The sequence below is a fragment of the Nostoc sp. DedQUE04 genome (genome assembly GCF_034530995.1).
Classification (GTDB): domain Bacteria; phylum Cyanobacteriota; class Cyanobacteriia; order Cyanobacteriales; family Nostocaceae; genus Nostoc.
Genome location: NZ_JAVRCA010000033.1, coordinates 67,344 through 86,961, shown reverse-complemented (window position 1 = coordinate 86,961; position 19,618 = coordinate 67,344). Strand labels below are relative to the sequence as shown.

Annotated in this window: 13 protein-coding genes and 2 pseudogenes; 8 read left to right on the top strand and 7 right to left on the bottom strand. The window is 42.4% G+C overall.

Features of this window, described 5'->3' with window-relative positions:
* Positions 1–52: 52 nt before the first annotated feature.
* The 3 genes and pseudogenes from RM049_RS21810 to RM049_RS21800 form a co-directional block, all read right to left on the bottom strand.
* Positions 53–754: pseudogene (locus tag RM049_RS21810) on the bottom strand (alcohol dehydrogenase catalytic domain-containing protein); the annotation flags it as partial.
* Between the two features lie 123 nt (positions 755–877).
* Positions 878–2,047, bottom strand: a complete 1,170-nt coding sequence (locus tag RM049_RS21805) for a zinc-dependent alcohol dehydrogenase (RefSeq protein ID WP_322705650.1) — start codon at positions 2,045–2,047, stop codon at positions 878–880.
* Positions 2,048–2,140: 93 nt separating this feature from the next.
* Complete coding sequence (locus tag RM049_RS21800) at positions 2,141–2,653, bottom strand: SRPBCC family protein (RefSeq protein ID WP_322705649.1); 513 nt, start codon at positions 2,651–2,653, stop codon at positions 2,141–2,143.
* Positions 2,654–3,086: 433 nt separating this feature from the next.
* Here RM049_RS21800 and RM049_RS21795 point away from each other — a divergent pair.
* The 3 genes and pseudogenes from RM049_RS21795 to RM049_RS21785 all read left to right on the top strand — a co-directional run.
* Positions 3,087–3,233 (top strand): annotated as a pseudogene (locus tag RM049_RS21795) (ISAzo13-like element transposase-related protein); the annotation flags it as partial.
* Complete coding sequence (locus tag RM049_RS21790; RefSeq protein WP_322705648.1) at positions 3,185–3,721, top strand: SDR family oxidoreductase; 537 nt, start codon at positions 3,185–3,187, stop codon at positions 3,719–3,721. The pseudogene RM049_RS21795 and the gene RM049_RS21790, both read left to right, overlap by 49 nt.
* A gap of 250 nt (positions 3,722–3,971) precedes the next feature.
* A complete protein-coding gene (locus RM049_RS21785; protein WP_322705647.1) occupies positions 3,972–5,324 on the top strand; it encodes an NAD(P)/FAD-dependent oxidoreductase in 1,353 nt (450 codons plus the stop codon).
* Positions 5,325–5,486: 162 nt separating this feature from the next.
* Here the strand turns inward: RM049_RS21785 and RM049_RS21780 are convergent, their stop codons facing one another.
* Positions 5,487–7,934 carry a single-stranded-DNA-specific exonuclease RecJ gene (locus tag RM049_RS21780; protein WP_322705646.1) on the bottom strand — a complete coding sequence of 816 codons (2,448 nt, stop codon included), beginning with the start codon at positions 7,932–7,934 and terminating at the stop codon, positions 5,487–5,489.
* Positions 7,935–8,261: 327 nt separating this feature from the next.
* Between RM049_RS21780 and RM049_RS21775 the strand changes: the two genes are divergently transcribed.
* Positions 8,262–8,702 (top strand): thermonuclease family protein, encoded by a 441-nt coding sequence (locus RM049_RS21775; protein ID WP_322666369.1) that lies wholly within the window; start codon positions 8,262–8,264, stop codon positions 8,700–8,702.
* A gap of 375 nt (positions 8,703–9,077) precedes the next feature.
* Here RM049_RS21775 and RM049_RS21770 read toward each other — a convergent pair whose 3' ends face one another.
* Positions 9,078–10,121, bottom strand: coding sequence for a low specificity L-threonine aldolase (locus RM049_RS21770; protein ID WP_322705645.1), 1,044 nt, complete (start codon positions 10,119–10,121; stop codon positions 9,078–9,080).
* Positions 10,122–10,801: 680 nt separating this feature from the next.
* Here RM049_RS21770 and RM049_RS21765 point away from each other — a divergent pair.
* Both RM049_RS21765 and RM049_RS21760 read left to right on the top strand, forming a co-directional pair.
* Positions 10,802–11,584: an ABC transporter ATP-binding protein gene (locus RM049_RS21765; RefSeq protein ID WP_322705644.1), complete on the top strand. Its 783-nt coding sequence runs from the start codon at positions 10,802–10,804 to the stop codon at positions 11,582–11,584.
* Between the two features lie 94 nt (positions 11,585–11,678).
* Positions 11,679–13,193: an MlaD family protein gene (locus RM049_RS21760; RefSeq protein WP_322705643.1), complete on the top strand. Its 1,515-nt coding sequence runs from the start codon at positions 11,679–11,681 to the stop codon at positions 13,191–13,193.
* A 369-nt stretch (positions 13,194–13,562) separates the two neighbouring features.
* Here RM049_RS21760 and RM049_RS21755 read toward each other — a convergent pair whose 3' ends face one another.
* Positions 13,563–14,525, bottom strand: coding sequence for a hypothetical protein (locus tag RM049_RS21755; RefSeq protein ID WP_322671924.1), 963 nt, complete (start codon positions 14,523–14,525; stop codon positions 13,563–13,565).
* Positions 14,526–15,113: 588 nt separating this feature from the next.
* Here RM049_RS21755 and RM049_RS21750 point away from each other — a divergent pair.
* A complete protein-coding gene (locus RM049_RS21750; RefSeq protein WP_322705642.1) occupies positions 15,114–15,971 on the top strand; it encodes a neutral zinc metallopeptidase in 858 nt (285 codons plus the stop codon).
* Positions 15,972–16,407: 436 nt separating this feature from the next.
* Here RM049_RS21750 and RM049_RS21745 read toward each other — a convergent pair whose 3' ends face one another.
* Positions 16,408–16,704, bottom strand: a complete 297-nt coding sequence (locus tag RM049_RS21745) for a DUF3288 family protein (protein ID WP_322705641.1) — start codon at positions 16,702–16,704, stop codon at positions 16,408–16,410.
* A gap of 307 nt (positions 16,705–17,011) precedes the next feature.
* Here RM049_RS21745 and RM049_RS21740 point away from each other — a divergent pair, with 307 nt between their 5' ends.
* Entirely contained in the window at positions 17,012–19,465 is a 2,454-nt protein-coding gene (locus RM049_RS21740) for an ATP-dependent Clp protease ATP-binding subunit (protein ID WP_322705652.1), read from the top strand.
* The last annotated feature ends 153 nt before the right edge of the window (positions 19,466–19,618 follow it).

The window sequence follows — 19,618 nt, the reverse complement described above, 5'->3', positions numbered from 1 at the left end:
GATGCTCTCGGTTGGTTTAACCACTGTGGTCTATTTACCTGAAAATTGCTGTAAGGACTTCTGCCTTGCCGTATGAAGCCATCTGTAGGCGTTCGGGAACTCGATCGATCGCAATGACGCGCTCGGCACCTAGCATATATGCACTTCTAATGGCAAACTGTCCGACTGGACCGCAGCCCCAGATCGCTACAGTATCTCCTGGCTGGATATCGCAGTTTTCCGCTGCCATATAACCAGTGGGGAAGATATCCGTCAGAAACAGGACTTGTTCGTCTGTTAGTCCATCAGGAATCTTGAATAAACCGACATCAGCAAAGGGAACGCGGGCATATTCAGCTTGACCTCCAGCATAGCCACCCATCATATGGGAGTAGCCGAAAAGACCAGATGGGGAATGACCCATCAGTTTTTCTGCCATCCAAGCGTTAGGGTTGGAGTTATCGCACAACGACCATAAATCTTTTTGGCAAAAGAAACAGGAGCCGCAGGAAATGGTAAAGGGGACGACAACGCGATCGCCTATCTTCACATTCTTGACGGCACTGCCTAGCTCTACGACCTCCCCCATAAATTCATGACCAAGGATGTCGCCCTTTTCCATCGTGGGGATGTAACCGTCATAAAGATGTAAATCAGAACCGCAAATCGCCGTTGACGTGATTTTAACGATCGCATCACGCGGATTGATGATTTTTGGATCGGGTACTGTATCAACTCGTACATCGTTAGCGCCGTGCCAGCAAACTGCTTTCATTGAATTGTTCTCCTTTTTTATTTCGCGCATTAGCCAGAGGTGAAGCGTTAGACGCAAAGGGTAAGAGATGACAAGCTTCCTTAGTGTCTTTGCACCTTGCCGCACCCCAAAATTTGCTTGAAATCAGGGTTTGAGTAAGACTTTGACACAGTTGTCTTGTTTGTGTTTGAAAAGCTCAAAGCCGCGTGGTGCGTCTTCTAGACTGAGGCGATGTGAGAATACAGCAGATGGATCGACTTCGCCTTCGATGACGTGACCCAGCAACCGAGGCATATACTTTTGACCGTGCATTTGTCCCGTTCTGAGCGTCAAACCTTTGTTCATGAAAGCGCCCATCGGCATCTTGTCCACGAAGCCAGCATAAACGCCCATGACCGACAGAGTGCCACCCTTGCGACAAGCCAGAATCATTTGCCGTAACACATGAGGGCGATCAGTTTCCAGCCGTACTGCCTGCTTCGCTTCATCGTAGAATCCTTCCAGCCCGATCCCATGAGCTTCCATGCCACAGGCATCAATGCAAGCATCGGGACCGCGCCCGCCTGTCATTTCTTTCAGGGCTTCGCCCGCATCGACTTCCTCATAATTGATCGTTTCCGCTTTCGCGAAGTCCTTAGCCAGTTGCAAGCGGTAGGGAAAGCGATCGATGCCAATCACGCGCTCGGCACCGAGTAGATAGGCACTGACCATAGCGAACTGTCCAACTGGGCCACAACCCCAGACTGCTACGGTGTCTCCAGGCTGAATATTACATAAATCTGCTCCCATGTAGCCGGTGGGAAAGGCATCGGTGATCGGCAGCAGTTTTTCATCGGGAATGTCTTGGGGAAGTTTGAGCGCGCCGAAATCAGCGAACGGCACGCGAACATATTCTGCATCGCCACCGGCATAGCCACCGAATAAATGGGAATAGCCATAAATTCCCGACGTACCAAAGCCAAACACCTTCTCCTGCATCCAAGCGTTGGGGTTGGAGTTATCGCATAGTGACCATAAATCTCGTTGGCAGAAGAAACACGAGCCGCAGCCGACCATAGAAGAGACAGCCACGCGATCGCCCTTTTGCAATTTCTTGACTTCGCTACCAATTTCAACAACTTCCCCCATAAACTCGTGACCAAGAATGTCACCCGGTTGCATCGTCGGAATGTAGCCATCGTAGAGGTGCAAGTCAGAACCACAAATGGTTGTTGATGTCACTTTAAGGATGGCATCGCGCGGGTTGAGAATTTTTGGATCGGGAACTGTTTCGACCCGCACATCATTAGCACCATGCCAGCAAGCTGCTTTCATAGTCATTAGTCCTTATGTCATTGGTTATTAGTCGTTAGTCTTCTCATTAGTCCTTAGTCATTTGTCCTTAGCTAATAAACAAAGGACAAGTGACTATTTCCCTCTTGGTTGTTCCTCTGTGGTGGCAATCTCGCCTGCTTCCATCATCATTTTGAAGCGACGTAAATCATCTCCGATTTGCTGTTCTGGGTCTTCGCCAAATAATTTAGCGATGTCTGCGACGGGCTTCGCCAACGCAGCCCCAATCGCACCCCCAGGCGGGGTAAATTCTCGGACTGTTTTTACCTCAGTGCCACGATTCCCAGGTGCTGGCTTGAAGTGGACGCGACCAGAGGTTTCAATTGCTGCGCCTTCAACCGAAGTCCAGGCAATCAATTCGTTTTCTCGGTCTTCGGTAATGACTACATCCCACTCAACGCTTTCATTTAAGAATCCTTTGCTAATCCAGTGCGATCGCTTCTCGTCGTATAGCCTCACCTCTTTGAGATGCTTGATAAAGCGTGGCAAGTTATCAAAGTTACGCCAAAAGCGATAAAGTTCCTCTACTGGTTTGTTAATGATTAAAGTCTTTTCAACGTTGATCCGTTGGTTCATGACTGTACTCATGACCATTACCTCTTGTGGTTGGTATATGTGTTTTAATTATCAAACTTGGGACAAATTGATTTGTCTTAACTCTTCTATTGCTTAGAGTTCTAGTTAAAAAAAAATTACTTTTACTCTTCCAATAGTCTTAGTTTTTCAATAAATTAATACTTCAAAAGTAGTAATTGGCATTTACAATATTTGTATACAAAAACACTTAGTTAATTTACAAAACAGTTGCGTTTTCAGAAGCAGAAATGGTGTTAGGGACTTCCAGAAAATAAAATATATAGATAATAAAAATGATAATCATTGTTAGGGGGGTGGGAGAGGCTGCCGTTGGTAGCCTCTCCCACCCCAAGTTGTAGTAAATTAAATGATGATTCGATTTTGGGATGTTTGAGGTGTCAATACAATAAACAGATTCATTGAAAAAGTTATTGAAGGAAACGCGCCTTATGGTATCTTTCTTCCAGAGCTTGACGAGCTATTTTTGTATTTCACAGAATCCAAAGTAACTAGCGATTTTATCGTTGACATTTTAGTGGATTTTTGGAAATCAGAAAGCTGGCGATTTTCGGAAATAAAAACTTTAGTTTTGATGATATTGATTTGGCAACTTGGGAAACTTCGATCGACTTGACTTTGTTGAGTGCGGTACGTCTGGTAAAATACGCTTTACCTCACTTACGCCAATCTACCGCACTAGCAATTCTGACCATCACCTCAACCTCAACTAAACAACCAGTCCAAAATCTGGTTTTATCTAATTCCATTCGATTAGCAGTGATTGGTTTAACGAAAACTCTCAGCCAAGAACTGGGTAGCGATAAAATTCGCGTCAACAGTATTCTACCAGGCTGGACATATACAGAACGGGTAGAAGAATTGCTCAATGCCCGCATTGCTAAAAATGGTGAAACGAAAGAAGCAGAAATTGCTAGAATCAATGGGATAGTCCCTTTGGGTCGTATCGGGACACCGGAAGAGTTTGCCAATGTTGCGGTATTTCTGAGTTCACCAGCAGCCTCATTTGTGAACGGAGTCATGCTACAAGTAGATGGCGGAATTATTCAAAGCACATTTTGAGCGGCTCGATCAACCCCACCCCCGCCAAAGCTATGCTTTGTCTCCCCTCCCCGCTTGCGGGGAGGGGTTGGGGGTGGGGTGCGATGACTGTGGGAATCATAACTAAATTAGCCGGACTTGATATAAAAACTAACTTTGACTACTTTCATCATTTTTTCAATTGTTCTAAATAGACAGCAACCACTTTCATAATGCTGTTACATCTTTGTTAAGAATAGTTACAACTTCTTAACACAAGGAAATATTTTTTATGGAAGTCTCACTTGAAAAGAATGCACCACATCGGGTTGTTATCGTTGGTGGCGGCTTTGGTGGACTGTATACAGCAAAAGCGTTGAAGAAAGCAAATGTAAATGTTACTCTCATTGATAAACGTAACTTTCACTTATTTCAGCCGCTTTTATATCAAGTTGCCACAGGTACGCTATCACCTGCTGATATTTCTGCACCATTGCGATCTGTATTCAGCAAAAGCAAGAATACAAAAGTGTTGTTGGGAAAGGTAAATGATATAGATCCAAAAGCACAACAAGTTATTTTGGGTGATGAAGTAGTACCTTATGACACATTGATTGTCGCCACAGGTGTTAACCATTCCTATTTTGGTAAAGATAACTGGAAAGAATTTGCTCCTGGCTTGAAAACTGTTGAAGATGCTATAGAAATGCGTCGCCAGATATTTTCGGCATTTGAAGCGGCAGAAAAAGAAACCGATCCAGAAAAACGCCGTGCTTTGTTGACTTTTGTGATTGTGGGGGGCGGGCCCACTGGTGTAGAATTATCCGGCGCGATCGCAGAATTAGCATACCAAACTCTCACAGAAGATTTCCGTAGCATCAACACTTCAGAAGCGAGAATTTTACTATTGCAAGGTGGCGATCGCATCCTCCCACACATTGCACCAGAGTTATCGAAAGTAGCAGCAGAATCTTTGCAAAAGTTGGGTGTGGCTGTCTATACCAACACCAGAGTGACAAATATTGAAGGTAACATCGTTACTTTCAGACAAGGCGATGAATTGACAGAAATTACCTCAAAAACTATCTTGTGGGCAGCAGGTGTTCAAGGTTCGCCTATGGGGAAAGCCTTAGCAAAAAGTACAGGTGTAGAGTGCGATCGCGACGGACGTGTGATTGTAGAACCAGACTTGTCTATTAAGGGTTATAACAACATTTTTGTAGTGGGAGATTTAGGTAACTATTCCCATCAAAATGGTAAACCCTTACCTGGTGTTGCACCTGTAGCCAAACAACAAGGAGAGTATGTGGCTAAACTGATTAAACGCAGGCTTCAAGGTGAGACTTTGCCACAATTTCGTTACAATGACGTGGGTACTTTGGCGATGATTGGGCAAAATTTAGCTGTTGTAGATTTAGGCTTAGTCAAACTCAAAGGTTTCATTGCTTGGCTCTTTTGGCTAGTAGTTCACATCTATTTCTTAATTGAGTTTGACACTAAAGTAGTAGTAGCAATTCAGTGGGGATGGAATTATATTACTCGTAATCGTCGTTCTAGATTGATTACAGGTCGAGATGGTTTTGTAGAAGGAAAAACTGTTAACAGTAACAATAGGTTGCAACAGCCTTCTGGTACACCTCTGTAACTTCAGGGATGACACCTGATAGTACTCATATCGTGTCCTGCTAAAGACATAGACAGGAAGCAGGGGAGCAGATGAGTAATGAGTAATGAGTAATGAGTAATGAGTTGGGGCAGGGGAGCAAGGGGAAAGAGGCTGTGTAGCAAACGCTGTGAACCCTTTAAATTATTTACTGTCATAGCTGGCGATCGCCACAATCGTAGATAAAGGAACTTCCGCAAAATACTGTTGCTGAAATTGTTCTTCTCGAACAGCAGCTAAAAATCGTGCAACTGCTTCGTCAGCCAGGTTTTCTACACTATCGTTTGGATTCCAGGTAAATTGTAAAGAACGGTCTTGTCGTTGAACTGTGAACCCTAAGTATTTTAAAGCTTTGATTCCGACAAGTAAGGTTTGGTCACTAATGCCGATTTTCTCTAAAAGTTGTCCGCGGGTAACTAGTTGATTTGTGCGACTGAGATATTTGGCAATTCCGACAAGAGTCAGCCAAATTTGATTGGGTGGTTGATGGTTAGGTTTAGACCAAGCGATCGCTAATTGTTGCTGATTCTCAAGCCCAGACGTAGAGCGGCTGCTCGCCAAACATCGCCGCAACCACATACGTAAATCATCCCAATTCGTGGGACAATCTTCAATAATTAGTCCTGAATGTTGAGTTGCTGAGTGTTCCTGATTCCGTAAGTCTAGGATGAAGGGTGTTAGCGATAGCTGAGTGTTGAGTGCTGAGTTAGCAGAAGAACGCACGGCAATCAATCTGATTTCATAACGTTTTTTGAAGGTGTTGTAGTCTAGTTCTGCTATGCAATCACATCTTCCTATAGGCAATTCATCTTTGTAGTGTCCCCACCATAAACCAGGAAAAGCATTTCTGGTAGAGTCATCCCGAATATCAAACTCAGCTTTAATGTACTGTACCTTTTTCCCCTGCCAATCCTGCTGATTGCGATGCCAAGAATTTTCAAACCAGCAGTTTTGAATTAGCAATTTCGGAACAGGATTACCCATTCCACAAGGTTCTAACAGTTTCAGTTCCAAAAATAACTCTTTCCCCAAGTCGGCTACCGTTACCGTCAAGTCTGCTTGTACAGTTGGCGTTAGAGTTGTACTACCCAAAGATTGCCGCAACTGCTGATTAATCGCTGCTGTAAATAAAGGAATATTCTCCACCAACAAACTCAAACCTGCTGCAAAGGGATGTCCCCCAAAGCGATGTAACAAATGTGCTTGCTCTTTCACCAGCTGGTATAAATCGACGGAATTCACCGAACGAGCAGAACCACGAGCTAAGATGAGTTCTGAGTTCTGAGTTCTGAGTTCTGAGTTAGAAGATAAAGAAGTAATTTCTCCCCCTGCTCCCCCTGCTCCCCCTGCTCCCCTGCTCCCCTGCTCCCCTGCTTCCCCTGCCCCTTCCGTACTCAACAAAATCGTCGGGCGTCCAGTTTCTTGTGCTACCTGTCCAGCAACTAAGCCCAATACACCCGCAGGCCATTGGGCATCTTCTAAGACAATGACGCTGGTGGTTGATAAATCTAGTTGAGTAAGTTTTTGCGCTACTTGTGCCTGCACATCTTTTTGTAAAGATTTGCGGCGGGCGTTGGCGAGTTCTGTAACTTCGGCGAGTTCGTTACAACGTTTGACATCCCGACTAGTTAATAATTCCACGCAAAAACTGGCATCACCTTGGATGCGACTAACGGCGTTAATTCTCGGCCCTAAACCAAAAGAAATATCTGTGGGGCGATCGCCACTTTTCTGGCACAATTCTAATAATCGCCCTACCCCTGGACGCCGTCGTGCTGCTGCTGGCTGTTTAAAATCTTCTTGCAGCCGTTGAATTCCCATCTGTGCCAAGTAACGGCAATCTCCACTTAATTGCACTAAGTCAGCAATTAATCCAACTGCAACTAAATCTAATAAATCCTCTAAGGGATATTTAGCAACATTGGGCAGACTTTGATATAGTGCTTCTACCAACTTATAACCTACCGCCACCCCAGAAAGATTAAATAACTGATGTTCCTTTGGAAAATAGCGGGGATTGATAATTGCTGCAACAGGTGGGCGTTCGGCTGGTAAAGTGTGATGGTCTGTAACTATTACATCTATACCTAGCTGTTTGGCATAGATAATTTCTTCAATGTTTGTGCTACCTGTATCGCAAGTAACTATTAATTTGCAACCTTCTTTTGCTAAGTTATCAATCCCTTGATTATTAAGTCCGTGGGATTCTTTCAGACGATTGGGAATGTAGTAAACTAACTGAGTATTTTGAGCAAAAAACTGCCCCAATCCATCCCAAAGTACCGATGTAGAGGTAATGCCATCAGCATCGAAATCTCCCCAAATGGCAATTTTTTCTTTAGTATTATATGCTTGTCGCAACCGTGCGATCGCCAGATGCATTTCTTGCCCAAATTCAAAGGGACTTGCTGGTTGATAAGCTTTATGGTTGATAAAAGCTGTTAATTGTTGACGATCTTTAATACCCCGTTGCCACAACAACTGCGCTGCATACAGTCCACTTGAGGCAGGTGTATACTGTTTCACTGCTTGGATAAACCACTCTGGTGGTTGTTCAGTTGCTGTTATAGTCCACTGCTGTTGTTCTGGCATACAAACAAAATTAGGATTTAGAAGTTAAAACTCTTCAAATACAATGATAATTTGTAAATCTGTGGAGTTGACTTTTAAAAGAGTCAATGCTCATGATGGGGAACTGTTAATCTCTTCTAACCTCTTGACCGAAACTACTGTGAGTGTTCAATTAACTGTGATCATTAAATGAAGTTTTGATTGATATAAACGTCAGGTTTTAGCAATCATAATATTTATTAACTTTGCTTTTAATTTTATTTTTATTTGCAACTTGTGAGCTAAATCACACTAGTAACCTAAGCACCGAAATAAAATTCTATTTGTGCATAAAATATTATATATAAAATGATGGAATTACTGCAACTAATGTTGGTGCTAGGTACAGTAGTTGGTGTTACAGACGGAAACACTATTTTGGTTAAAGATAATGCAGGACAAACAACTATAGTCAAGTTAGCGTGTATTAATGCACCAGAGGCAACTGACAAGCGCTATGGTTTAGCAGCAACACAAAGGCTAAAACAGTTATTACCACTTCAAACTCCTGTTGTGATTAGAAGCACAGAACAACTTAAAAGTGGTCGTCCAGCAGGTGAAGTTTTTGTAGATAATCGGTCAGTAAATCTTCTTCTCGTAGAGTCAGGTAATGCCGTCGTTGATCAAGAATCTTTACAAAATTGCTATGAGAGCAAAACCCAATTTTTAATTGCAGAAGCTAATGCTAAGAATAAGCATTTAGGCTTGTGGCAACAATCAAAATTGCAGTTGAAGTTATATACCAAGTAAGCGCTAACACTATCAGTTATAATCAACTGAAACAATTTGCAATTTTAGGATAATACAGTTGAAAATGAGCAATAAAACCCTCATGTAAAAACGCGATTTATCGCGTCTTGAAAGACCAATTATTTACACCAATGACCCTTAACTGAATCGGATTAAATTTTAGGATTACTGTACTTATTTCATTGTTTGAGATTTTCCATATTTAATTTTTGTCAATAAGTAATATTATGTCCGCTTGATTGCTTATAAGACATATTACAAAAGTAAATTTTGCAACATCTTGGGGAAACGTTAAAGGGTAAGGGGAAAATTAATTCTATCCCTTTCCCCTTTACCCCCGCCCCTTATCCCCAGAGGGGGCCCCACCTTCCCCTTTTACCCATTTCTTGTTGCATTTTTAATATCACCAATCAACTCATCAATTCTTGATTGAGTAGTGTTCCAAGAACACATAAAACGTACTCCTCCCACACCAATAAATGTATAAAACTGCCAGTTTTTGGCTTTTAAGCTGTGAATGACTTCTTCAGGTAATTTTACAAATACGGCGTTGGCTTCTCTAGGAAACATCAAATCAACACCTTCTATGTTTAATAATTGATTTTCTAAGTATTCAGCACATTGATTGGCATGTCTAGCATTTTTTAGCCAAGCACCAGTTTCTAATAAACCCAACCAAGGAGCCGAAATAAATCGCATTTTTGAAGCTAGCTGGCCTGCTTGCTTGCATCGATAATCAAAATCTTCTGCTAGCGCTTTATTGAAGAAGAGAATGGCTTCACCTAATGCCATTCCATTCTTGGTACCACAAAAACACAATACATCCACTCCAGTTTTCCAAGTAATTTCAGCAGGACTTTTGTTCATAGCGGCAACTGCATTTGCAAAACGAGCGCCATCCATGTGAAGTTTTAAGTTATATTTATTTGCAACTTCTTTAATACTTAAAAGTTCTTCAATAGAATATAAAGTCCCTAATTCAGTTGATTGCGTAATGCTAATAACTTTAGGTTTGGGATAATGAATGTCAGTACGTTTGGTGACAATTGACTCTATAGACTCTGATGTTAATTTGCCATTCTTACCGTGAGCAAGTAACAATTTAGAGCCATTAGATGCAAATTCCGGTGCGCCACATTCATCTGTTTCTATGTGAGATGTCTCATGGCAAATGACGCTATGATATGACTGGCAAAGAGCAGCTAAAGATAAAGAATTTGCGGCTGTACCGTTAAAGGTAAAAAATACTTCACAATCAATTTCAAAGAGATCCCGAAAATAATCTGTTGCTTTTTGAGTCCATTCATCATTTCCATAAGCTGGAACACTACCTTGATTTGCCCTAATCATATATTCCAATGCTTCAGGACAAATACCAGAAGAATTATCACTTGCAAACTGTTCTAATTGGCTACTCATAATTTTTATTTTGATTTTTAACTAATTATTACAATTTTAGTAAATAATTTTTTAATTTGCCAAATCCCTTGGCAAGTAATGCTATTAATCTCTCCATTTATTTAAGAATTCTGCTAAGTACAATAACTTTGGATAGCAGGAAGCTCATTTTTTGATAACCATAGTTCATAATTAATGAAAAACAAGGTTTGTGACTTATATAAAAAATAGCAAGTCTGAACCTTTTGATTCTCACAACTTAAATTTGATTTTTATATTTTGTATCAACCTGAATCGTTATAAAGTTAAGTAAAATATTAATAATATATAAATGACTTTGCTGATGTCTACAGAAAACTGAAATCTTCTTTTCACATCACTGAGATATTTGATTACTACGGTGTCTTTCTCAGCCTTGCATTGAGGGTATTTTGAGACGATAAACATCGTCAGTAACTAAATATTATGCTAAAAAAATAAAGTTGACTCTAATCAGAATGCTAATTATGTACTTATAATACACTATACAATGTCCTACCAATCACCATCAAATCACTATTGGGCATATTTGTCCTTTGTAAGTTCTCAGTAGTCATTTGTTTATTTTCTACTGACTAATGACCAACGATCGATGACCAATACTTCGGCTTACCTCGGCTCCGCTCGGCACGAGTCGCTCAGTACAAGTGACTAAATAACTAATGACTGAACCATTGATTGAACTGAAAGGTGTTTCTAAGTCCTTTGGTAGCCATAAAGTTCTAGATAATGTAGACTTGACCATTTACCGGGGAGAAGCACTGGGTATTATTGGGCCATCAGGGACTGGGAAATCAACTATCTTACGAGTAATAGCGGGGTTACTTAGTCCTGATGAAGGAGAAATTTATGTGCAAGGAGTGCGGCGAGAGGGTTTGATTGAGGATGGCGGCCAGCAGGTTGGCATTGGTATGGTGTTTCAGCAGGCGGCCCTATTCGATTCGCTGACAGTGGAAGAGAATGTGGGATTTTTACTTTATCAAAATTCAAAGCTGCGGCGATCGCGCATCCGAGATTTGGTAAACGAAAAATTGGAGATGGTAGGTTTGCCAGAAATAGGCGACCTCTACCCAGCCGAACTTTCCGGGGGAATGCGCAAACGGGTAAGTTTTGCCCGTGCGATTATGTCTAACCCTGATAATCCCAATGAAGGGCCAGAAGTTCTACTATACGACGAACCAACAGCTGGACTCGATCCCATTGCCTCGACAGTCATCGAAGATTTAATCCGTTACTTGCAATGTTTACATGGAGTTTGTAGTACTTATGCTGTTGTTACCCACCAAGACAGCACTATCCGCCGTACATCTGATAGACTTATATTTCTCTATGAAGGTAAAGTGCAGTGGCAAGGTACAGTTAGTGAAATATACAACACAGAAGATCCCTTGATCAGACAATTTATCAGTGGAAGTGTTCAAGGCCCGATTAAAGTCGCCGGCTAGAAACTTAAAAGCCAGGAGTAAAAAGTTAAATTTAACTACTAACTCCTAACTTTTAACTCCTAATTGGTTATTGGTTGTTGGTGGAGGCAAAAAAATGCGAGGTCTTATGACAAGTCGCTTCGCGTCTGGGCGAACATTTAGAGAAGGTTCTGTGGGGTTATTACTCCTGCTAGGACTAGGGGTATTTGGATTACTCTTTCTGTGGTTAAATAGATTCACTGCTGCTGGCCGTTCATACAAAATTATTGTAGAATTTGCCAACGCTGGCGGAATGCAAAAGGGAGCAGCAGTTCGCTATCGTGGCGTTAAGGTAGGAACTATTTCCCAGGTTCGACCAGGGGCAAATGCTATTGATGTAGTGATTGAAATTGCCCAAACTGACTTAATTATCCCCCGTAATGTAGTGGTGGAAGCTAATCAAAGCGGATTAATTAGCGAAAGTATTATTGACATTACACCAAGAACAACCTTACCTCCTGGGGCTGTACTTGCTAAACCCCTAGATAAAAGTTGTGATACCAGTCTCATAGTCTGTAATGGCTCTCGGTTAAAAGGTCAGGTTGGCATTAGTGTTGATGCACTAATTCGCAGTTCAACTGAGCTAGCTGGTGCATACAACGATCCAAAATTTTATAGAAATGTCAATAGGGTTCTAGAAACTACCACAGGCGCAGCATCCAGTTTTACTGAGCTAAGTCAGGATTTACAAAGTTTGACCAAAAGCTTACAACTACAACTTAATACCTTTTCTGCTACGGCTAATTCAGTGCAACGGGCGACAAACCAACTTAATGCATCCGCAAATCAAACAGTAAATAAATTCGGTGCAACTGCAACTCAAGCAAATCGATTGCTGAACAATCTGGATAATTTGGTGACAACAAATCGGTCAACACTGGTTGGTGCGTTGAACAATATCACCGAAACCAGCAACCAATTGCGTGTTACAGTCAGTAGCTTATCACCAGCTGTCAATCGATTGACTCAAGGACAATTACTCAACAATTTAGAAACGCTTTCAGCAAATGCCGCCCAAGCCTCAGCTAATTTACGTGATGCTTCTAAAGGCTTAAACGATCCCAAGAATGCGGTGTTGCTGCAACAAACTTTAGATTCAGCACGAGTAACCTTTGAAAATACCCAAAAAATTACATCTGATTTAGATGAATTGACAGGCGATCCTAATTTCCGTAAAAATCTGCGGCAATTGGTGAATGGTTTAAGTGGTTTAGTATCTTCTACACAACAGATGCAGCAACAAGTGCAGGTTGCTACTACTCTAGATTCGGTAAAAGCTGCTGTGAGCAAACCAAAGAATCTAATTCCTACCCCAGCACCAACCCAACAGGCTATGTTTAATGACAAGTCGCTACCAGTCTACGAAAATAATCCTTCAGCGGCTAATTTTGCAAGTACCGATACCGACCTTCAACCAAGTCCTAGTCCGTCTATCCCGAACTCATCCCAAGAAAACCTTTTGAAGCAGCTGCGGGAGTACGGCAAGCAACGAGAGCAACTGGAGACGGGGAAAGAGGCAATACAGGTTGACCCTTCGCCTTCGCTCACTGCTGACCCTGAGCAAAGCCAAACTGTTGAAAATTTTAAGTAAGATATTTTACTGTCAGGTGAATGTATTGAAGCTCATCGACACCACTCGCCATAACCTTGAAAACCGTATAATTTTGTTGACTGGTGTCGATTCTTTGCACAGTAGAGTTTTCAGGCTGCAAAACCCATTGCTTATTGATACAGCAGATTTCAAGTTGGTGACCTACACAAGCTAAGTCTGTTACCCAGATATAAAGCGTATTTTACTCCAATACGCTTGGGTTAAGGGTAATTGGTGTCGAATTCTGGACTGTATTGTGTTTTACTCCTGAATTCTGTTAGCAGTAGCGGGGCGTTTAGCCCATTCTGAATTCTGCTGTATCTTCCAAAACTTAAATAAGTTTGCTCCCTTTCATGACAGCAGCCGCTTTTAAGAGCGAATTAACATTGGGTCATAAATTTGAGACTCTTGAACCCCATAATTGCACAGAATAGACCTAGCTATATCTTGCTCGCGCTCTGTGCCACTAACGATAAGTATGTAATTGCCTTGCTCTATTTGCTCATTATAAAAGCGTGCCCACTCATCTGCTATTCCTAACCTCATAGCGTCAAAGCGTTCACTTAAATTAATGCCTATTGGCACAACCAATTGAGAAAAGTCTTTACAAATTAAGGAAATCTGGTTTACTGAAAAACCTGCGATACACATATCCTTAATTGCCGCTTCAGCATTATCTATGCTATTAAAGCAACTAACACTATACTTAGACATCATCCCAATTTTACTAGGAATGGCAGTAGCAGAAGTCGTTGTGGTCAGAGAATTTGTAGTTTCATATTCACTGTTGAGATGCTCGTAAATGCCAAACTCTTCAATACCCCAACGCTGTAGTATTTCTTGTACTTTAGCAATTTCAAAAGATGTACAATCCACGATTATTAAATAGTGTCCCTCCTCTACTCGCTCGTTATATGCTCTAGCTTGCTCTGACGACATTCCCCAACCAACTAATGCACCAGCAAAAGTCCCAGTGGCAGCACCAATACTTGCGCCAACAAGGGTTGTAACCAAAGCAGTTGCTGCCGCCCCAGCCAGCATTATTGGGCCAATTCCAGGGATTGCTAAAGTCCCAAGACCCACTAATAAACCAGTTAACCCACCAACAGCGCCTCCTGAAAGCCCTCCTACTGTTGCACCTTCGTCAGCTTTATCACCAGTGTCCTCTTTAACTTTATTATCGGCAATCTCATGATTGCGATCTGAATTTTGTACAAGTATAGATACTTTCTCCATTGCCAAGCCAGAAGCTCTCAACTCATGTATTGCCTGTTCTGCATCTATCCGATGAGTAAATACGCCTACAGCACGTTGATATTGACTTAAAACCATAATTACTCCTTGGTCGCAGGGGAAAGATTAATCGCTGACAAAGTTGATTCTTCAGTACTTGTTATATTAAATACGAGTTGGTTCAACTCAAAACTATCCTTAGTAATAAAATACATTCCTCGCTTATGAGGTAGGCAATAACACCCTCAACGGTGCAAGTAAAAAAATGAATACACCAAGATGGAAAGACCCTTAACTGATGCGGAATTATTATTAGTGAGTGACACAGGACAGCCTCAACTACATATGTATGTCCAACGCAGACATAACTAGATTCCCCTGTGTTGATATTTTAAATTCTCACAGCTTGGTCGTGGAATGCAAATTACGTCTTTGAAATTTCTTTCGCTTTCGTCCTGACTGTGGTGTTCTCTATAAGGAGTCCAGGAATTTTGTGTGATTTGATGGGCAACCTATTTAACAAAACCTTCCTAAAGGCTGAGTGTCCTTTATTTATAGTTTGTCCGTAGACAGAAGAGATCGATACATACAAAAAGTAATATTTATTTGTATAGCTAAAAGGCTTGTGTAGATTTCATCCTACGTAGTTCAAGCCGTATTTTTTTATGAGTTTGGTAAGCAGTAATTATGCGTTGGCAAATAGGTCGTCGGAGTACAAATGTTGAAGATCGGCGTGGGATGAAGATTTCCGCTCCTGTCGTCGGTGGGGGCGTAGGAGCAGCACTTATATCGCTATTGGTTTTACTATTGGGTGGCGATCCTAGTGCCCTTTGGCAAGAAGATTCCCCACCAAATGATAGCCCGGTAGCTGAGTCACCTCAAACAACAGGATCTCAAACTCAAGATCAAATGGCGGATTTTGTATCTGTTGTACTGGCTGATACAGAAGATACATGGAGTGAGTTGTTTCGGCAAGATGGAAAAAGTTATGTAGAACCAAAGTTAGTTCTTTACTCAGGAGCGGTAGAATCTGCTTGTGGATTTGCACGTTCAGCAGTTGGGCCGTTTTATTGTCCGCGCGATCAAAAAGTGTATATTGACTTGAGTTTTTACCGCGATTTGAAGACTCAATATCAGGCACCTGGAGATTTTGCTCAAGCATACGTGATTGCTCATGAAATTGGGCATCATGTCCAAAATTTACTGGGGATTTCGCAGCAAGTTAGAGGTTTGCAGAACCAAGCGAGTCAGACACAAGCAAATCAGCTTTCTGTGCGATTAGAATTACAAGCAGACTGTTTTGCAGGCGTTTGGGCAAATCATGCTCAACGCTCACGGCAAATTCTGGAAACAGGTGATATTGAAGAAGCATTGAACGCAGCTAGCAGTATTGGAGATGACCGCTTGCAAAAACAAGCTAAAGGTTATGCTGTGCCAGAATCTTTTACACATGGTAGTTCCGCCCAAAGGGTTCGTTGGTTTAAACAAGGTATCCAAACGGGCGATCCTCAGAAATGTAATACTTTTGCCAAGACAAATTCCTAACATATTTCAAGTTTTACGATTCTCTGGCAGATATCAAGCTTTATTGGCAAACCTTTCCTGATCGCAGGAGCAGAAATTGAGGAAGCGATCGCCACAATCGATTTAGACTATTTCCAAGCAAACTTGTGTAAACTCATCTCGTTCTGGAAACGAAGCGATACATCCTTGGGTAAAGACGCGATGAATCGCGTCTCTACAAATGGTCTATTTGTCGCATTCTTTTTTCAAATTGGTATTATTCATTTACCACCAAACCAGTGAGTAAAAATACTGGCTTATGATTAGCCATTTCCCGGTAGATTATAGAAGAAAAACATGGTGTACAATTCACAGTGACATCTAAATTAGGCAAAGGCACAGAATTAGCGATGCCTACGGCGGGCTTTGCCAACGCGATTCCAGAGCTGAGTCAAGAGTTAGGAATGGAAAAGAATAACTAATTCCAATCCTGTTCGTCTTTCTTGCCACGGCTTTTGTAAATTCCACCCAAATCGTGAATTTGACGAGTTTTATCAAAAAGCTCGGCTTCAGTCAAACCCCACTGTTGCAAGACTTTATCTAGGTCTTTTTGGATGTCTCTCGCCCCTGGAAACCCTTGATAGCGCATTCGCAGTCTAGCCAATTCTGCTAAGTTATAGTCTGTCGCCTCTTGAGAGAGTAAAATATCAATAAGGGGGCGATCGCGGTTATAAAGTGGATGTTGTTGGTCTTTCCCGGCCGTTGCTTCAGTCATTGTCAGTCCTGAGTTTAGAGTGCTAAGTCCTGAATTTTAAGTTTAGCTGACAGTGGAAAACAGAACAGACAAAAGAAAATTGTCAAATACCGAAAGTTTAACTGTCAACTTTGCAACTTCTGACTTTCCCCGTACTACACTCAGCACTCCTACTAGACGGCAAGTACACCTGATGTCTTACGGCTCTCACCACTGCCACTTAACTTTAAATAAAGTTACATTGTTCTTAAGAAAATACAAAAAACTTTAGATGAGGGTGAATTTTATCTCACCCAAAGTCCAAGCAGCGAGGGAGCAAGAACCCATTATGTTTGAACACTTCACTTCCGAAGCCATTAGAGTAATTATGTTAGCTCAGGAGGAAGCCCGTCGCCTGGGACACAACTTTGTAGGAACAGAACAAATTCTCCTGGGTTTGATGGGAGAAGGAACTGGGGTTGCTGCTAAAGTGCTAGCTGAATTAGGCGTTACCCTCAAAGATGCACGTCGCGAGGTAGAAAAAATTATTGGTAGGGGTTCTGGCTTTGTACCACCAGAAATTCCTTTTACTCCTAAAGTAAAAAGCCTCTTCGAGCAATCGTTTAAAGAAGCTCATAGTTTGGGACAGAATTACATCAATACTGAACACTTACTCTTAGGATTAACCGAGGCTGGTGAAGGTGTCGCCGCCAAAGTATTACAAAATCTAGGGGTTGACTTCAAGAGTGTCCGCACTGCCATAGTTCGCCGTTTGGGTGAAAATGCACCAGCTTTTGCTGGTAGTGGTAATCAGAAGCGCACCCAACCGCTAACAATGGAAGAGTTTGGCAGAAATTTGACCAAATTAGCCCAAGAAGGCAGACTTGACCCCGTAGTTGGTCGCCAGAAAGAAATTGAGCGGGCGATCCAAATTCTCGGTCGCCGCACCAAGAATAACCCAGTGTTGATTGGGGAACCAGGAGTTGGTAAAACTGCGATCGCAGAAGGTCTAGCTCAACGTATTATCAATCAGGATGTTCCTGAAAGCTTACAAGACAAGCAAGTTATCAGCCTCGATATGGGGTCATTGGTAGCTGGAACTCGCTTCCGTGGCGATTTTGAAGAACGCATCAAAAAAGTTGTGGAAGAAGTCCGCACTGTGGGCAATATCATCCTGGTGATTGATGAGATTCACACCTTGGTTGGCGCTGGTGGTACAGAAGGTGGTTTGGATGCAGCCAACATCCTTAAACCTGCCTTAGCACGGGGTGAACTCCAGTGCATCGGTGCAACTACCCTTGATGAGTATCGGAAGCACATTGAGCGTGATGCCGCCCTAGAGCGTCGTTTCCAACCGATTCAGGTTGGAGAACCCTCGGTAGAGGAAACCGTACAAATTCTCTACGGCTTACGCGGTGCTTACGAACAGCACCACAAAGTCACAATTTTGGATTCAGCACTTGTCGCAGCCGCAGAATTATCAGACCGCTATATTAGCGATCGCTTCTTGCCAGATAAGGCAATAGACTTGATTGATGAAGCTGGTTCTCGCGTTCGTTTGCGGAACTCCCAAAGTTCTCCCAATAAAGAACTCAAGCGGGAACTCACTGGCGTCACCAAAGAAAAAGAAGCAGCAGTCAGAGTCCAAGATTTTGACAAAGCTACACAACTGCGCGACCAAGAGTTAAAACTCGCAGAACAACTGCAAGCAACGTTTACATCAAACGAGCAACCTGTCAACTCGACTGTAGTTGACGAAGAAGACATTGCTCAAATCGTTGCCTCTTGGACTGGCGTACCAGTCAACAAACTCACTGAATCTGAGTCAGAGTTGCTCTTGCATTTAGAAGATACTCTGCATCAGCGCCTCATCGGCCAAGAGCAAGCAGTTACGGCTGTATCTCGCGGTATCCGTCGCGCCCGCGTCGGTTTGAAAAATCCCAATCGTCCCATTGCGAGCTTTATCTTCTCTGGCCCGACTGGCGTTGGTAAAACAGAATTGGCGAAAGCACTAGCTTCCTACTTCTTCGGTGCGGAAGACTCGATGATTCGGCTAGATATGTCCGAATACATGGAAAGTCACACCGTTGCCAAGCTAATTGGTTCGCCTCCTGGTTATGTAGGATACGACGAAGGCGGACAGCTTACAGAAGCAGTGCGGCGGAAACCCTACACAGTGCTGCTATTCGACGAAATCGAAAAAGCACACCCCGATGTATTCAATATGCTGCTGCAACTCTTGGATGACGGTCATCTTACCGATGCCAAAGGTCGGAAAGTGGACTTCAAGAACACGCTGATCATTTTGACTTCTAACATCGGTTCCAAGGTGATTGAAAAAGGCGGTAGTGGTTTAGGCTTTGACTTCGACACTCAAGCCGACGCTAGTTATAACCGTATTCGCACCTTGGTAAATGAGGAATTGAAAGCTTACTTCCGTCCTGAGTTCCTGAACCGTCTTGATGAGATTATCGTCTTCACCCAGCTTTCCAAGGATGAAGTTAAGCAAATCGCCGAAATTATGCTCCGCGATGTTGCTAGCCGCTTGACAGAAAAGGGAATTATCCTAGAAGTTAGCGATCGCTTCAAAGAGCTTGTGGTACAAGAAGGTTATAACCCCAGCTATGGCGCTAGACCATTACGCCGGGCAATTATGCGCCTCTTAGAAGATTCTCTTGCCGAAGCAATGCTGTCTGGTGAAATTACAGATGGAGACACAGCCCTGATTGATGTTGATGATGACTCTCAAGTGAGAGTACAAAAATCAGAAAAACGAGAATTGCTCTTGGCAAATGTTGGCTAATTTTATACCCGATCGCTTTTTACTGTAATATTTGAGAAACACTCCAGCCTCTTGCGTAGAGCAGAGGCACAAACAGGGTCATCTCAGACAAACATCAAGTGAAATGGTATTATTTCTCACCCCTAGTAGAAATGCTAGGGGTTTTTTTCTGCG

Excerpts from the sequence above, each read along its gene's own strand:
- RM049_RS21805 (WP_322705650.1), bottom strand. The coding sequence starts at position 2,047 with ATGAAAGCAGCTTGCTGGCATGGTGCTAATGATGTGCGGGTCGAAACA.
- RM049_RS21800 (WP_322705649.1), bottom strand. The coding sequence starts at position 2,653 with ATGAGTACAGTCATGAACCAACGGATCAACGTTGAAAAGACTTTAATC.
- RM049_RS21785 (WP_322705647.1), top strand. The coding sequence starts at position 3,972 with ATGGAAGTCTCACTTGAAAAGAATGCACCACATCGGGTTGTTATCGTT.
- RM049_RS21780 (WP_322705646.1), bottom strand. The coding sequence starts at position 7,934 with ATGCCAGAACAACAGCAGTGGACTATAACAGCAACTGAACAACCACCA.
- RM049_RS21775 (WP_322666369.1), top strand. The coding sequence starts at position 8,262 with ATGATGGAATTACTGCAACTAATGTTGGTGCTAGGTACAGTAGTTGGT.
- RM049_RS21770 (WP_322705645.1), bottom strand. The coding sequence starts at position 10,121 with ATGAGTAGCCAATTAGAACAGTTTGCAAGTGATAATTCTTCTGGTATT.
- RM049_RS21765 (WP_322705644.1), top strand. The coding sequence starts at position 10,802 with ATGACTGAACCATTGATTGAACTGAAAGGTGTTTCTAAGTCCTTTGGT.
- RM049_RS21760 (WP_322705643.1), top strand. The coding sequence starts at position 11,679 with ATGCGAGGTCTTATGACAAGTCGCTTCGCGTCTGGGCGAACATTTAGA.
- RM049_RS21755 (WP_322671924.1), bottom strand. The coding sequence starts at position 14,525 with ATGGTTTTAAGTCAATATCAACGTGCTGTAGGCGTATTTACTCATCGG.
- RM049_RS21750 (WP_322705642.1), top strand. The coding sequence starts at position 15,114 with ATGCGTTGGCAAATAGGTCGTCGGAGTACAAATGTTGAAGATCGGCGT.
- RM049_RS21745 (WP_322705641.1), bottom strand. The coding sequence starts at position 16,704 with ATGACTGAAGCAACGGCCGGGAAAGACCAACAACATCCACTTTATAAC.
- RM049_RS21740 (WP_322705652.1), top strand. The coding sequence starts at position 17,012 with ATGTTTGAACACTTCACTTCCGAAGCCATTAGAGTAATTATGTTAGCT.